General features: G+C 34.5%; 14 protein-coding genes. 9 read left to right on the forward strand and 5 right to left on the reverse strand.

The window, feature by feature from the left end; genetic code table 11:
* Positions 1-4 precede the first annotated feature (4 nt).
* The 3 genes from QMA06_RS10880 (at position 5) to QMA06_RS10890 (ending at position 3,507) form a co-directional block, all read left to right on the forward strand.
* A complete protein-coding gene (locus QMA06_RS10880; RefSeq protein ID WP_290206881.1) occupies positions 5-1,966 on the forward strand; it encodes a heavy metal translocating P-type ATPase in 1,962 nt (653 codons plus the stop codon).
* 189 nt (positions 1,967-2,155) lie between these two features.
* Complete coding sequence (locus QMA06_RS10885) at positions 2,156-2,611, forward strand: pyridoxamine 5'-phosphate oxidase family protein (protein ID WP_290206882.1); 456 nt, start codon at positions 2,156-2,158, stop codon at positions 2,609-2,611.
* Between the two features lie 17 nt (positions 2,612-2,628).
* Positions 2,629-3,507, forward strand: a complete 879-nt coding sequence (locus QMA06_RS10890; RefSeq protein ID WP_290206883.1) for an RsiV family protein — start codon at positions 2,629-2,631, stop codon at positions 3,505-3,507.
* Positions 3,508-3,556: 49 nt separating this feature from the next.
* On the opposite strand, the gene QMA06_RS10895 is transcribed toward QMA06_RS10890, so the two are convergent.
* Positions 3,557-3,811, reverse strand: a complete 255-nt coding sequence (locus QMA06_RS10895; protein ID WP_290206884.1) for a hypothetical protein — start codon at positions 3,809-3,811, stop codon at positions 3,557-3,559.
* Positions 3,804-4,067, reverse strand: a complete 264-nt coding sequence (locus QMA06_RS10900; RefSeq protein ID WP_318036601.1) for an ABC transporter permease — start codon at positions 4,065-4,067, stop codon at positions 3,804-3,806. The genes QMA06_RS10895 and QMA06_RS10900 overlap by 8 nt, the downstream gene beginning before the upstream one ends.
* Before the next feature lie 212 nt (positions 4,068-4,279).
* Between QMA06_RS10900 and QMA06_RS10905 the strand changes: the two genes are divergently transcribed.
* The 6 genes from QMA06_RS10905 (at position 4,280) to QMA06_RS10930 (ending at position 12,327) form a co-directional block, all read left to right on the forward strand.
* Entirely contained in the window at positions 4,280-5,170 is an 891-nt protein-coding gene (locus QMA06_RS10905) for a universal stress protein (RefSeq protein WP_290206885.1), read from the forward strand.
* A gap of 3 nt (positions 5,171-5,173) precedes the next feature.
* Positions 5,174-6,025 carry an ATP cone domain-containing protein gene (locus QMA06_RS10910; protein ID WP_290206886.1) on the forward strand — a complete coding sequence of 284 codons (852 nt, stop codon included), beginning with the start codon at positions 5,174-5,176 and terminating at the stop codon, positions 6,023-6,025.
* A gap of 10 nt (positions 6,026-6,035) precedes the next feature.
* Positions 6,036-7,412, forward strand: coding sequence for an MBL fold metallo-hydrolase RNA specificity domain-containing protein (locus tag QMA06_RS10915; RefSeq protein ID WP_290206887.1), 1,377 nt, complete (start codon positions 6,036-6,038; stop codon positions 7,410-7,412).
* Positions 7,413-7,553: 141 nt separating this feature from the next.
* The gene (locus QMA06_RS10920) at positions 7,554-10,451 is read left to right on the forward strand and encodes a PAS domain S-box protein (RefSeq protein WP_290206888.1); all 2,898 of its coding nucleotides are present in this window, start codon (positions 7,554-7,556) and stop codon (positions 10,449-10,451) included.
* Positions 10,429-11,502 carry a response regulator gene (locus QMA06_RS10925; RefSeq protein ID WP_290206889.1) on the forward strand — a complete coding sequence of 358 codons (1,074 nt, stop codon included), beginning with the start codon at positions 10,429-10,431 and terminating at the stop codon, positions 11,500-11,502. Before QMA06_RS10920 ends, QMA06_RS10925 begins: the two co-directional genes overlap by 23 nt.
* Before the next feature lie 9 nt (positions 11,503-11,511).
* Positions 11,512-12,327 carry a patatin-like phospholipase family protein gene (locus QMA06_RS10930; RefSeq protein WP_290206890.1) on the forward strand — a complete coding sequence of 272 codons (816 nt, stop codon included), beginning with the start codon at positions 11,512-11,514 and terminating at the stop codon, positions 12,325-12,327.
* A 294-nt stretch (positions 12,328-12,621) separates the two neighbouring features.
* On the opposite strand, the gene QMA06_RS10935 is transcribed toward QMA06_RS10930, so the two are convergent.
* The 3 genes from QMA06_RS10935 to QMA06_RS10945 are packed head-to-tail and all read right to left on the reverse strand — an operon-like array spanning position 12,622 to position 14,111.
* Positions 12,622-13,383: an SDR family NAD(P)-dependent oxidoreductase gene (locus QMA06_RS10935; protein WP_290206891.1), complete on the reverse strand. Its 762-nt coding sequence runs from the start codon at positions 13,381-13,383 to the stop codon at positions 12,622-12,624.
* A gap of 20 nt (positions 13,384-13,403) precedes the next feature.
* Positions 13,404-13,703 carry a SpoIIAA family protein gene (locus QMA06_RS10940; protein ID WP_290206960.1) on the reverse strand — a complete coding sequence of 100 codons (300 nt, stop codon included), beginning with the start codon at positions 13,701-13,703 and terminating at the stop codon, positions 13,404-13,406.
* Positions 13,704-13,724: 21 nt separating this feature from the next.
* Positions 13,725-14,111 carry a SpoIIAA family protein gene (locus QMA06_RS10945; protein WP_290206892.1) on the reverse strand — a complete coding sequence of 129 codons (387 nt, stop codon included), beginning with the start codon at positions 14,109-14,111 and terminating at the stop codon, positions 13,725-13,727.
* Position 14,112 lies beyond the last annotated feature (1 nt).

Genomic DNA, 14,112 nt, shown 5'->3' on the forward strand with positions numbered 1-14,112 from the left:
ACAAATGGAGGAAACCCACCAACATTATCAAATTTTAGGTAAAAGAACAGAGCTGTATTTTGCGATTCTTTGTGGTATTTTTTTACTCATAGGTTTTTTAATTGCAAAATTAACGGGCTTAGCAGATTGGACTTTTTTATTGAGTTACATTGTAGCCTACTTTTTTGGTGGTTTCTTTATCACAATAGAAGCTTCCAAAAAAATACCCAAAGGAGATTTTGATATCGATTTTTTAATGGTTGCAGCAGCGGTAGGTGCAGCCTTTATTGGCAGTTGGGCAGAAGGTGCATTATTATTGTTTCTTTTTAGCTTAGGGCACGCTTTGGAGCATTATGCCATGAATAAAGCCAAAAAATCAATTGAAGCTTTAGGCAACCTCTCACCAAAAACAGCACTTGTTAAGAAAAACGGGGAACTAGAAGAAGTCGTAGTAGAGGCATTGAAAATTAATGATACTATCGTCATAAAACCAAATACAACAATTGCGGCAGATGGCGTAATTACAAGTGGTAGCAGTAGTATTAATCAAGCACCAATAACAGGAGAAAGTATTCCAATAGATAAGACATTTATTGAAAGCACAGATAGTTTGCTAGACTTTAAACATATTGATAAAAACCATGTTGTATTTGCTGGCACAATAAATGGCGATAGCAGCCTTGAGGTATTGGTTCTTAAATTAAGTGAAGATTCTACCGTTTCACGATTGATTAAAATGGTTAGTGAAGTGGAAACTCAAAAGTCACCTACACAACGACTTACAAAAAAGTTTGAAAAATGGTATGTACCAATAGTGATATTAGTTGTGTTTTTATTGTGCTTTGCATTTTTAATTATCGATGAAAATTTCGACACAAGCTTGTATAGAGCTATTACAGTTTTAGTTGCAGCCAGTCCTTGCGCCTTGGCAATTTCTACGCCTAGTGCTGTATTGAGCGGAATTGCTAGAGCGGCTCAAAAAGGCGTACTAATTAAAGGCGGAAGAGCTTTAGAAGATTTAGGCGAAATCAAAACCATAGCATTTGATAAAACAGGCACATTGACTGAAGGAAGACCTAAACTCACCAATCTAATTCCGTTGAATGATATGGATGAAAACGAGTTGGCGAAATTAGTTTTAGAGGTAGAAAGTTTAAGCAATCATCCATTGGCAAAAGCCATTACTAAGGATTTAAAAGTAAAGCACAACATAGAATCCCTAAATAAAGCGTCTAATGTCAACGCCATTCAAGGTAAGGGCATACAGGCAGATTATGACCGTAAAAAAGTATTTATCGGAAATGTAAAACTTATGGATGATTCAGGTATAAAAGTAGATGATACTATCGCTTCTCATATGGAGGAGCTTCTACAAAATGGACATACCGTAATGTTAGTTGCATTTCAGAATGAGATTGTTGGTTTAATAAGTGTCATGGATTTACCTCGAAAAACGGCTGCTAGGACGCTAAAGCGATTAAAGGAAATTGGCATTAAAAACATGATTATGCTCACAGGTGACCATCAAAATGTTGGAAACGCCATTGCCAATCAAATTGGACTTACAGAAGCCAAAGGGAATTTATTACCAGATGATAAGGTTACAGCTGTAAAAGCATTACTTAAAAGAGATAAAAAAATAGCCATGGTTGGCGATGGTGTCAATGATGCACCAGCAATGGCACTAAGTACAGTAAGTGTAGCCATGGGAGCAGCAGGAAGCGATGTGGCACTTGAAACAGCAGACGTTGCTTTAATGTCTGATAAAATTGAGAATTTGCCTTTTGTTATTGGTTTAAGTAGAGCATCTAAGCGGATTATTAAACAGAATATTTTTATTAGTCTCGGTGTCGTCGTTTTATTAGTTCCAGTTACTATTTTGGGGCTAACAAATATTGGCCTAGCTGTTGCTTTTCACGAAGGATCTACAATTGTGGTGGTCTTAAATGCTTTACGATTACTTCGCTTTAATATGGGTGAATTATAGTCTATAATTCCAATTTTCTTAGAACAAAAAATCCCATTCTTACGAATATAGAAATGTATAATCTTACATTTAAAAACTTCAATAGATCCAATTAGTCTTCATTTTATCCAATTATTATATAACTGACCAAAATCATGGTTTTAGATATAAATACGAGTTAAATTAGCGGTAACACTAAAACCCAATACCATGATTAGGATTCTAAGTCAAATCGAAAGCACAAGAATTTTGACATCAAATTATATTGGCAACTTAGGCTACATCTACAGAAATAGGCCTTATGTAGTGCCAATCACATACTTTTTTGATGCTGAAAATAATGTGATTATTGGCTATTCAGCAGAAGGCCATAAGATTAGAGCTATGCGGAAAAATGAAAATGTATCGCTTTCAGTTTCAGAAGTTGATTCGGTTAATTCATGGAATTCCGTAATGGCTCAAGGTAGATTCAGTGAACTTTCAGGAAGTGATGCCAAAGCACAATTACATATTTTCTCACTGGGTGTTAAGGATTTAATCATTAATAAAGAACATCGGAAACTGGATTTTATAAGTGATTTTTCAAGCAAAATCTATAAGGATGATTTACCAATTGTATTTCAAATTAAAATTGATGAAATAACAGGTAGAATTAGACGAAACTAATTTCAAATTAAATGACTATGAAATATTTATATGTGCTATTGCTATTCGTAATATTATCAGCTTGCAAAGACGATAAGCAGAAAGAAAACATCATCGATAGTGAAATTATTGAGGATATAAATCCAGTTGCGAAAGAAACCTTACAATTTAAAGATGAAGACATCGAATCGTTGGATAAATCAATTACAATTAAATTAAAACAAAAGAGACTCATCCAAAAAGCGGATGAGAGTGAAGAACTTGAGGAATTGATTATCGACAAAAAATATCTCGTAGAAAAAGATGACTACACCATCAACTTCAAATATCCTTTACTAAATGAAACCTACAAACCAACCAATAGCAATTTCAACGAGTTTATTAATGACTATTATGTTAACATCACCAAATCCGAATCAGACATTTTAGAAAGTAAATTATTATGCGATAGTATTGAGGCTAAAACATTTCGTGAAGAACGCTTTATAGATTATAAAATCTATAATGTCAATGACCAGCTCGTAAGTGTGCTGTTTTACAAAGAGAATTTTTATTCAGGTGCCATGCATCCCAGTTATTCTTTCGACGGTTTTAATTTCGATTTAAATAGAGGTGTTTTCATGACGTACGAAGACTTTTTTAATCAAGGGTCAGAAGAAGAATTGGTAGGCATAATTAACGAAAAGATTAACGAACAAATAGGTGAAGGCGACATGTATTATGATTGTTGGGAATTGTCTTTAGATGATTTTTTTACAAGCAAAAACAACTTTGTACTTAACGATACTTATGTTGAATTCTATTTTGACGATTGTGTAATTTGTCCATCTTATACTGGCACGTATTCTATTGAACTTCCATTGACGGACCTACTATCAGTTTTAAAGAAATATGATTTAAATCCGTTGATTTTTTAATAAGATTTGAAACTTTATAGAAAATGAAAAAATCGCAAATAAAATTAAACTAATCCATCTGCTGTTTCTTGGCTTCTTTTTTCGCTTGTTGTTCGAGTTTTCTGAAATAACCTCTAGTTAAAAAATTATGTTTTAAAGCTTCCATGTTTTGGTTGAATTTATCTGTGCCTTCATTCACATTTTTAAGCGTAGACGATAAACTATGCACCATAGACGTATCTTTTACTATATAATTATAAGCACCTTCGCTAGAATTAAAATCTTCGACAATTGTATTTGCATTATTTAATAAAGTCTCAATCAACTACCGCAGAATTGGCAGTATAACCAATGCCTTCAGTTCTTTTGGCGCAATAATAACCTTTATAACAATCCACAATTCCGATAGCTAATCCAAAAAAGAAAGATTTGATAGTAGCAGGAATAATGTCACCATATACTATGGAATCAAAAACTTGATTAAAGTATAATATAAACGATACATTGCCTTTAAGGTTTTCAACTAAAAAAGAGCCAAAAAACTCAATGGCAACGCCAATAAGAACCAATAATAGTAACATTAACGTAACGGTCAATACACGAGTAACAACAAAAGTATTGGAATCATAGATTTTAGAAAATCATATCATTTGGTTGATATATATCATCTTAACTTTCTCTGTTTGAGCTTTTTATTAACCATCAGTATTTATCATTCCTTCTAATGACCTATGTCATCTTAAATGTTGAATGTGCGAGTTAATTTTGTCTTATCATTTTAGTTTATATCAACATGCAACATATTCTGATTCCTACCGATTTTTCATCTAATGCACTAAATGCAGCGCATTATGCGGTGTTGCTTATGAAAGATGAACCTTCTATATTTTATCTTTTGAATACCTTTCAAATAACCGCGCACCATCCAGAATATTTAACCCAGGAGAACACAGGAACTTCTGTTATGGAATACGCTTTTGAAAATTCAAAAAAGGGTCTGAAACAACTTGAAGAAACCTTAAAACTAGAACATAAAAACCCACGTCATACCTTTAAAAAAATTTCTACAACTGGTTTGCTTACTGATGTCATTGAAAACTACATCAAAAAAAAGAATATAGAGCTAATAGTGATGGGAACTCAAGGTGTAACGGCAGAGGCTAACAGATTTATTGGCTCAAATATGCTCGAAACCATTAAACAAGTCGATTGTCCTGTAATCGCAGTTCCAGAATCTTACAAAAATAAAGTGCCAAAACAGCTGCTGCTCTCAACTGATTTGGGCGAACAAACCCAAAACCCCTTTTTACAAAATTTAAGGGCTATTGCCAATTTGCATCAAGCAACCATCAATATACTGAAAGTAAATAAAGAAAAGCAATTGAGCGATGAGTGTGTTGCAAATATGAACCATTTGGAAACTGTTTTCAAGGATCAAACATGTGTGTTTCACCTGGTAGAAAGCAAATCGGTATTGAGTGAAATTGAAAGGTTCGATAATGAAAATAAAATAGATTTATTGGTAATGATAAACAATAAACGCTCTTTTTTTAAGAGTTTGCTTTCCACACCTATAGTTAATAAAATGGTGTTGCATACCAAATTACCATTATTGGTTTTGCCTTCATCTGTGCAGCACAAAGGTTCAGCTAAGAAAGAAGAGAACACGTCAAAACAGCATTAATATATGGTTGCTTTAAAAAAAATCAGATTTAAAATCGTAAAAGCTTCTGGCGACACAACTGAGTTTTCGGAAGAAAAATTACGTAATTCATTAAGTAGAAGTGGTGCAGACAAGCACACCGTTGATCAAATTGTAAATACCGTTAGCAATGAACTGTATGCAGGCATTTCCACCAAAGAAATTTACAACCGTGCTTATGCGATACTTAAAAAGCACCGACCTGTTTACGCTTCAAAGTATAAATTAAAAAATGCCATCTACGAACTCGGTCCAACAGGTTATCCTTTTGAAAAATTTATTGGCGCTATCTTAATGTATTCTGGTTATGAAGTGGCCGTTGGACAAATAATGCAAGGCAAATGTGTTACACATGAAGTCGATGTGGTTGCGCATAAAAACGGTAAGTATATCATTGCAGAATGTAAATTCCACAGCGATTCTAAACGCAATTGTGATGTTAAAATACCGCTGTATATCCATTCACGTTTTCATGACATCCGAAATAATTATACAGATAAAACACTAAGCGAAAACACGCCAAACGAAGGTTGGTTAGTAACAAACACACGTTTTACATCTAATGCCTTACAGTTTGCCGAATGCTCAGGACTCTATGTTTTAAGTTGGGACTATCCAAAAAACCACAGTTTAAAAGATCGTATTGACAGGCTTGGCTTATATCCAATTACAGTCACCAATCTATTGTCTAAAAGAGAAAAACAGTTTTTATTGGATAGAGATGTGGTGCTGTGCAGACAACTTTTACAGCAAACCTATCAGTTGGACCATTTAGGTCTTTCCGAAAGTAGAAAACAACGCATCATTAAAGAACTGAAATTATTGTCTCATGAATAAAAGTCATCACATGTCACAAATAACATTGCAATTTTTAGGTGCCTCTGGCACAGTAACAGGCTCAAAATATCACATCGTCACACCAGAACAATCTTTTATGATTGATTGTGGCATGTTTCAAGGTCTAAAAGAACTTCGACAATTAAATTGGGAAGCTTTACCCATAGACGTTCCTGCTATCGATACGGTTTTGCTCACACACGGTCATTTGGACCATACAGGCTATTTGCCACGATTGGTAAAACAAGGTTTTAAAGGCAAAATTATTGGTACAGCACCAACATTGGCAATTGCAGAAATCATTTTAAGGGATAGTGCAAAAATTCATGAAGAAGATGCAGAACGTGCCAATAAGGAAGGCTTTTCAAAACACGAAAAAGCATTACCTTTTTATACCGTTGATGATGCCGAAAACACAATTAAATTATTCAAATCCAAACCAAAAGATGAATGGATTACATTGAGTGAAAATATCAGCTATCGGTTTAAATATAATAGCCATATTATTGGGGCCACTTTTATAGAATTGGACGTTTACGGCAAACGTTTTGTATTTTCTGGCGATATTGGTCGCTCTAATGACCATTTGTTATTTCCACCTGCAAAACCTCAAAAAGCAGATTATTTGTTTTTAGAAAGCACCTATGGTAACAGGTTACATTCTGAAGAAAGCGTTACCGAAAAACTAACCGAACTCATCCATAAAACCATTCAAGAAAGAGGCACGCTAATTATACCATCTTTTGCGGTTGAACGCTTACAGACTTTAATGTATCTATTGTGGCAGTTGTATCAAAAAAACAAAATACCAAATATTCCAATTTTTGTAGATAGCCCAATGGGAAACCATGTGCTTTCCGTATTTCAAAATTTTCCGGATTGGCACAAACTTTCCATGAAAGAATTTTACGCTATGAATGATAGAGTGACCATTGTTCAATCTTACAAAGAAACTTGGGAAACCATTGATGACCCTCGACCTAAAGTCGTCATTGCAGGAAGTGGGATGGTTACTGGTGGCCGTGTTATGACCTATCTCAAACAATTGATAGACGAACCTTCTACAAACGTATTGTTAGTTGGATTTCAAGCGGAAGGCACAAGAGGCAGACAATTATCGGAAGGTGCTCACGAAATTAAATTTTATGGACGATATTATCCAGTAAAAGCATCCATACATCATATTCAAAGTCTATCGGCACATGCCGACCAAAATGGCCTGCTCGATTGGACAAGTGCCATTGAAACCAGCCCAGAACAAGTATATCTTGTACATGGTGAACCTTTGGCTGCCGATGCTTTGCGTGTAAAATTGCAAGATACTTATAAGTGGAAGATTAGTATTCCAAAACTATATGATAAGCTAACGATTTCCGTAGCTAACTAATTTTTGAGGCCATTTTAATAAGGTCGAAACACTGTTTTTTAAATATGAAAATTATCAAGAATAAAAAAGTAGAAGAAAATTAATAAAAATGACAACCTCTAACTAAGCGTTTTTTATTTTTATAGTTCTAAAAGTTACACTATGCAATTTCTCAAAATTGATGATGGAAGTTTATATAAAGGTATATTTGAAACCTCTGTTGAAGGTATTCTCGTGGCTGACAAGTCAGGTGTTATCGTTAAATTAAATGCTGCTGCCGAAAAAATATTCGGTTATGACACTGATGAACTTTTAGGCGAAAAAATTGAAGTACTTATTCCAAAGGAATTAAAGCAAAAACATGTTGGCCATAGAAACCGCTACTCCAAGAAGCCCGAAGTTCGCCGAATGGGTCAAGGCATGGACTTATCGGGCGTTCGGAAAGATGGCAGTTTATTTCCCTTGGAAATTAGTTTAAGCCCATCGGTTATTGATGGCAATCCTATAGTTGTGGCGTATGTTATCGACATTACCAAACGTCTTGAAGTCGAAAAAAACCTTAAAAATAGTGAGGCAAAAAATAAGGCAATCATTCAGGCACTTCCAGATTACATTTTTGTAGTTAATAAGGAACGCGTTTATACCGATGTCCATTCTTCCAATTCTGAGATTTTAAAGAAAATAGAATCCTTATTGGTGGGAAATAGCATTTTTGAAATGTTACCTGAAGGCATGACAAAAAAAGTGAAAGCTATTTTTGACAAGGTCGAAAAAACCGGTAAAAATGAAACGTTAGAATACACTTTTCTAGTGGAAAACAAATTAAGGCACTACGAAGGGCGAGTGGTGCTTACAGACCAAGATAAATTTTTGGTGGTAGTTCGAGATACGTCCGAACAAAAAGAGGCTGAAAAGAACCTGTTTATCAAAAATAGAGCCCTGGATTCAGCTGCCAATGGTATTATCATTGTAGATGCGACATTACCAAAGCATCCCATTATCTACGTCAACGATGCTTTTTCTAACATTACAGGGTATTCTAAAGACGACGCCATCGGAAAGAACTGGGGTTTTCTGCAAGGTAGTGACAGCGACCAAAAAGCTGTACGAGATATTAAAAGAGCTATGTCAATAGGTCATTCGTGTAACGTTCAACTTCGCAACTATAAAAAGGATGGTAGCTTATTTTGGAATGAGGTTACCATCACACCTGTATTTGATGCCAATGAAAAATTGACCCATTTTATTGGTGTTCAAAATGATGTAACCACTAGGAAGAAGGAAGAACTTTTAAAAGAAAACTCGAACACCATTCTAGAAATGGTAGCTAAGCATCAATCCATAGAAACCATATCAAACAAAATTATTGAGACTACAGAAGAGCAGATAGATAATGCGCTAGTTTCTATTTTAAGATTGAATACTAAAGAAAAAACTTTACATAAATTATCAGCACCAAAAGTACCAGAAGGTTTTAACACAGCAATCGAAGGTATTAAAATTGGTCCCTCCGTAGGTTCATGTGGTACTGCAGCATACACAAAGAAAGAAGTTATTGTTGCCGATATTGAAAATGACCCACTTTGGAAAGATCATAAAAAAATGGCACTAAAGAATGGCCTCAAAGCGTGTTGGTCGTTTCCTATACTATCTTCAAAAAAAATAGTTTTGGGCACTTTTGCGGTTTATTGTGAAACCTGTAGAGAGCCTACTTCAGAAGAAAAAAATGTATTAACAGATGCTACCAAATTATTATCAATTGCTTTAGAACAAGAGCAAATGTATATAACCATTCAAAATAATCAAGATGAACTAAAATCCTATGCAGACCAATTAGAAAAAAAAGTCAAAGAACGTACAAATGAATTGAGCGAAACCGTGGCTCAACTTATAGATGTTAATGATAATCTTGGTGTACAGATTGAAGAAACAAAGCTTGCGGAATTGAAAGCCTTATCTAGCCAATCATTATATTTGGCTATTGCTCAACAATTTCCAAATGGTGTTATTGTAATCTTTGACAAACATTACAAAATTTTATCTGTGCATGGCGAAGATTTGAAACGTTTGGGGTTGGATGAAAAATGGATGATGAACAAAACTGTTGATGAAATCCCAAATTTTACTGAAGAACGAAGAGAAAGATTAAAGGCAGATTTGAATGAAACTCTTAATGGAAACCATAAATCCTTTCAAGTTGAATTTGGCGAATATGATTATGCCGTTAATTCCTTACCATTGTACAACGGTTTAGAAACAGCAGAACAAGCGCTTTTTGTGTATACAAATATTACAGAACAGAAAGACATAGAAAAAAAGATACACAAATCATTGCAAAAAGAAAAAGATTTGGGCGAACTAAAATCGCGCTTTATCTCAATGGCATCTCACGAGTTTCGGACACCTCTAAGTGTCATACTTTCCTCGGCCACTTTAATTGAAAAGTTGAATGCTGCCGGACAAGAAGAAAAACGTGAAAATTATGTAAAACGCATTAAATCTAATGTTAAGCATTTAGTAACTATTCTCAATGATTTTCTTTCGCTTGGTAAAATTGAAGAAGGGAAACTCACGACATCACCACAGGAATTAGATATTGTGATATTTTCGAAAAACATAATTGAAGACTTGGAATTCAATTTAAAAGAAGGACAGGCCATTCAGTTTTCAACAGATAAAGATGAGATAATGGCATTTTTAGACGAAAAACTTTTACGCCATATTATTTTGAACTTAATGTCCAATGCCATTAAATATTCCAACGAAAACAAACAAATAATTTTAGAATTAAAGACTAATAAATCACAGTTTACAATAGAGGTGACCGACGATGGTATAGGCATCCCAGAAGATGAGCAGGCCAATTTGTTCGACCGCTTTTTTAGAGCACAAAATGTCACCAATATTCAAGGTACGGGACTTGGGCTTCATATTGTGAAACGCTATGTCGAAATTCTTGGCGGCAGTATTGCGTTTAAAAGCGAACCAAATCAAGGTAGTACCTTTACCGTGATATTACCATTAAAACAATCAACAAATGAAGAAACTTTTACTTATTGAGGACAATCTCGATGTGCGGGAAACCACCGCTGATATCTTAACGCTTGCAGGTTATGATGTGCAAACTGCCGAGAATGGGAAGATTGGCGTTGAAAAAGCAAAACAATTTTTACCAAATATTATTATTTGCGACATTATGATGCCTGTGCTCGATGGTTATGGGGTTCTTCATATTTTAGGAAAACATACCGAAACAGCTCATATCCCTTTTATCTTTTTAACTGCCAAAGCAGATAAAACCGATTTACGAAAAGGTATGAACTTAGGTGCGGACGATTATTTAACCAAGCCTTTTGAAGAAAATGATTTGCTCGATGCTATAGAAATTCGTTTGAAAAAAAATGATATTCTTAAGAAGGAATACAGCAAGAATATTTCTGGTATCAACGCTTTTTTTGATGAAGTGTCACAGTTTACGGAATTTAAAGATTTATCAAAAGATAGAAGCGTGCAATCGTTTTCAAAGAAAATGGATATTTTTCAGGAAGGGTTTCGTGCAAACCAACTTTATTTTATTGAAAGTGGAAAAGTAAAAACCTATAAAACTTCAGAAACTGGAAAGGATTTTATTACTGGAATGTATGGTTCAGGTGATTTTATTGGCTATATGCCATTATTGGGTGAAGATAACCTGTATACTGAAAATGCAACCGTTTTGGAAGATGCTAAAATATGCAGTATCCCAAAAGACGATTTTACAACATTGATTTATGGCAATAAACAGGTGTCAAAAACTTTTATTAATATGTTGTCCAATAACTTGTTAGAAAAAGAAACTCAGTTGGTAGAAATAGCCTATGCCTCCGTAAGGCAGCGCGTTGCAAAAGTATTGGTTGACCTCTATACAAAGGAAAAAACACCTGATAGAAAAAATGTAGAATTATACATTACCAGAGATGATTTGGCTGGATTGGTAGGTGCTGCAAAAGAAACCGTAATTCGTACATTATCCGGATTAAAGGGTGATAACCTTATAGAAATTGAGAGTAAAAGGATTATCCTAAACGATGTGGATATGTTAGAACGTATTTCACAATCGAGTTATTTATAAATTTTTGATATGAAACCCTATAAAATAGGTTTGGCTTTATCTGGTGGTGGCGTTAAAGGCGTTGCTCACATCGGTGTGCTCAAGGTTTTGGAAGAGCATAATATCTTTCCCGATTGCGTCTCGGGTTCAAGTGCTGGTGCTATGGTTGGTGCGTTGTATGCTTCAGGGAAAAAGGCTGATGAGATTTTTGAAATATTCCAAAAAGCGTCCATTTTTAGTTTTTCCAATTTTGCCTTTGGAAAACCAGGTTTGATTGACCTAGAACGTTTCAAATCACAATTCGAGACCTTTTTTGAAGTTGATTCGTTTGAATCGCTTTCTACCAAATTGTTTATTAATACCACTGATTTGGTTAAAGGACGTACGAAGGTTTTTAAAAAAGGCCCTTTGGTAGATACTATTTTGGCGTCTTCAGCTTTTCCATTAGTTTTTTCGCCATACAACATCAACGGTACGCTTTATGTTGATGGTGGTGTGGTTAATAATTTTCCTGTAGAACCTTTGGTCGCTAAATGCGATTATATTTTAGGTGTTTATGTTGACCCTTTAAAACCTATTGAGGCCAGTAAATTAACCAATTCTTTTAAAGTTCTGGACCGTGTGTACCAAATAACGACACGCTATACATCATTACAAAAGTTTGATAAATGTAACCATATTATTCTTCCGCAGAAATTGGAACATTATGGAACATTTGATATGAAAAAAGCCAAAGAGATCTTTGATTTAGGCTATGAAGAGGCACAAAAACACATTCCTGTTATTTTGACAGAGTTAGAAAACATAAAATCAAAGAACTTACCAACCGAGCAAAATTCTCTTTAAGATAGTCCGGATTTTTACGTTGTTGAAATTGATTTAAAATCAAAATGCTGCTATTCTTTAAAACGAGCTCAAATTGTTCGTTTAATTCCAGTATTGTGTTAGTGTTATACATTATGGCCTTTACTTCAAAACTGCGAATATCTAAATTCGCAGTATCTATAGAATATTCCACATTATAACTCCCAATAATTATGAAATGTGAAAAATCACGTTGGTATAAACAAATTGTCACACCGCTATCCCATTATAGTTTAGGTTGTTTGCAATGTGTTTGCAGTGGTTTATAGATAATATTTAGGCAGTCATTCCACCATCAACACTATTTACAGTACCTGTTATAAATGCGCTTTTATCACTTGCTAAAAATTCCACTATATAGGCAACATCTTCATTTGTGGCGTATCTGCCTAAAGGGATACCGGCTTCAAAATTTTTCTTGGCATTTACAGCATCATCTGGTGCAAAACCTGCTTCTAAAGAACGCATCATACGGTTATCTACTGGCGAAGGATTTACGGTATTTACCCTAATATTATGTGGTGCACCTTCTAGAGCTGCGGTACGCATCATTCCTATAACAGCATGTTTACTAGTAACGTAGGGCAATACATTTGCTGTGCCTTCAAGGCCTGAGACCGATGAGGTTATAATAATGCTCCCACCATTTTCTTTCATTACAGGAAATACATGTCTAAGTCCGTAATAAACGCCCTTTATGTTGACGTCTATTACTTGGTTAAAAATATCCAAAGGGTATTCATCTAATGGCAACACTTTTCCTTCAACACCAGCATTGTTAAAAAAAATGTCAATACTACCAAATTTTTCTACGGTAGCGTCCACGTATTTTTTTACCTGTTTTTCGTCTGTTACATTTGCTTTTATGTAAGCTAAATTGTCGTTATTTAATTTTTCCGAAGTACTTTTTAAAGCTTCTTCATCAATATCCACTAACATTACGTTTGCACCTTTTTTAAGAAATAATGCTGCGGTTGCAGTTCCAATTCCACCAGAACCACCTGTTATTAATACGGTTTTATTACTAAATTTTTTCATTTTTAAAATTTTAAGAGTTATTATTTATTGAGCCATTCAATAGCATCATGCATCTCTGTAATTGTAAATAATTTGAGGTCTAAACCTGGTGTAACAAAGTCTGCGGTTTTTATTAGGGCATTAACTTTTTTATCTGAAACGAGTGCAATATTTTTAATTTTTCCGTAGGACGAAAATGCCATTTTTAAATCTTCCCAAAAAGCCTGAAGCGTCAATCCTTCAAAATCGCCCATTTCTATAAGCAGCGATACTTTTTCGTCAAAATGTGCCATTTTTTTTTTTAGAAAGGTATAATCTGCTTTGGTAAGCGTTTCGTACACTAACAAATGCAAATAGCCTTCTTACTGCATTATTGCCATACCATGTTTTTCGTTATCTGTTGGTGCGTTTATCCAATCGATAGCTCCTTGTATGTCATCCTCATCAAATCTTTTCATAGGGATACCAGGTGTAAAAATGTTGCCCACCGGAATGAGGTTTTCTAGCCAATCTACGTCTGTCACGACAGCATATTTCCGCATATTTTTTACCGCAAACCATTTCAATTCGGATATAAAACCTACGCTTTTAAAATTTTTAATGTTAGAGGCATCTTCTACTTCAAGCAAAAGATTAAAAAAACCTTTCTTGGCATTAATTTCTTTCATCTGGTCAAAAACCATTTCAAAATCATTTTCTGTAGTGGTACTATTTATTATCATATGTACCGTTGTGTCTGTGTTAATCATT

Source organism: Winogradskyella bathintestinalis (genome assembly GCF_030407435.1).
GTDB classification, from domain to species: Bacteria; Bacteroidota; Bacteroidia; order Flavobacteriales; family Flavobacteriaceae; genus Winogradskyella; species Winogradskyella bathintestinalis.

What these genes read in the sequence shown, in the direction of transcription:
- QMA06_RS10880 (WP_290206881.1), top strand. Translation starts at nt 5, where the DNA reads ATGGAGGAAACCCACCAACATTATCAAATTTTAGGTAAAAGAACAGAG.
- QMA06_RS10885 (WP_290206882.1), top strand. Translation starts at nt 2,156, where the DNA reads ATGATTAGGATTCTAAGTCAAATCGAAAGCACAAGAATTTTGACATCA.
- QMA06_RS10890 (WP_290206883.1), top strand. Translation starts at nt 2,629, where the DNA reads ATGAAATATTTATATGTGCTATTGCTATTCGTAATATTATCAGCTTGC.
- QMA06_RS10900 (WP_318036601.1), bottom strand. Translation starts at nt 4,067, where the DNA reads ATGTTACTATTATTGGTTCTTATTGGCGTTGCCATTGAGTTTTTTGGC.
- QMA06_RS10905 (WP_290206885.1), top strand. Translation starts at nt 4,280, where the DNA reads ATGCAACATATTCTGATTCCTACCGATTTTTCATCTAATGCACTAAAT.
- QMA06_RS10910 (WP_290206886.1), top strand. Translation starts at nt 5,174, where the DNA reads ATGGTTGCTTTAAAAAAAATCAGATTTAAAATCGTAAAAGCTTCTGGC.
- QMA06_RS10915 (WP_290206887.1), top strand. Translation starts at nt 6,036, where the DNA reads ATGTCACAAATAACATTGCAATTTTTAGGTGCCTCTGGCACAGTAACA.
- QMA06_RS10920 (WP_290206888.1), top strand. Translation starts at nt 7,554, where the DNA reads ATGCAATTTCTCAAAATTGATGATGGAAGTTTATATAAAGGTATATTT.
- QMA06_RS10925 (WP_290206889.1), top strand. Translation starts at nt 10,429, where the DNA reads ATGAAGAAACTTTTACTTATTGAGGACAATCTCGATGTGCGGGAAACC.
- QMA06_RS10930 (WP_290206890.1), top strand. Translation starts at nt 11,512, where the DNA reads ATGAAACCCTATAAAATAGGTTTGGCTTTATCTGGTGGTGGCGTTAAA.
- QMA06_RS10935 (WP_290206891.1), bottom strand. Translation starts at nt 13,383, where the DNA reads ATGAAAAAATTTAGTAATAAAACCGTATTAATAACAGGTGGTTCTGGT.
- QMA06_RS10945 (WP_290206892.1), bottom strand. Translation starts at nt 14,111, where the DNA reads ATGATTAACACAGACACAACGGTACATATGATAATAAATAGTACCACT.